Origin of the sequence: Snodgrassella sp. CFCC 13594 (assembly GCF_001590725.1) — a bacterium.
GTDB lineage: Bacteria > Pseudomonadota > Gammaproteobacteria > Burkholderiales > Neisseriaceae > Snodgrassella.
On record NZ_LQXR01000097.1, the window covers coordinates 1 to 417 of the forward strand.

Consider the following 417-nt stretch of genomic DNA (forward strand, 5'->3'; position numbering starts at 1 on the left):
GGTGACCGTTGTACAAGTTTTGTTTTTACCTTTCCCTGTACATTGCTGGACTTGGTATGTTTTGCGGCCCATTCGGTTAAGTTCGGCCGCATCGCATCGACCCGCACCGTTTGCGAGCGCATTAATCAAAGCAGGCATACCTTCCTCTTTGCTTGCAGGACACAGGCTCAAAAAGTTTTTGCGCTTTTTGATTGTGTCGCTCATTTTTTTCGCACTGATTGAAAAGTATTTTTTGATCGAAGGAGCGCATTCACCTGGGCGATCACCCGTTGATAAGCACAAGGTCGCTTCACATGCGAGCTTGGCATCTCCAGTCAGCAGATCATCATCCGCGGCAAAAGCAGCGGCAGGCAGGGCTAGGATCACCAAGCCCAAGGGTAAAAATGGTTTAATCATCATATTGCCTTTCATTGTTAT

At 47.5% G+C, this 417-nt stretch carries 1 protein-coding gene; it reads right to left on the bottom strand.

From position 1 onward, the window contains the following. Positions 1-396, bottom strand: a 396-nt coding sequence (locus tag A2F46_RS11885; RefSeq protein WP_156471662.1) for a TrbM/KikA/MpfK family conjugal transfer protein, incomplete at its 3' end; no start/stop codon positions are given. Positions 397-417: the final 21 nt, after the last annotated feature.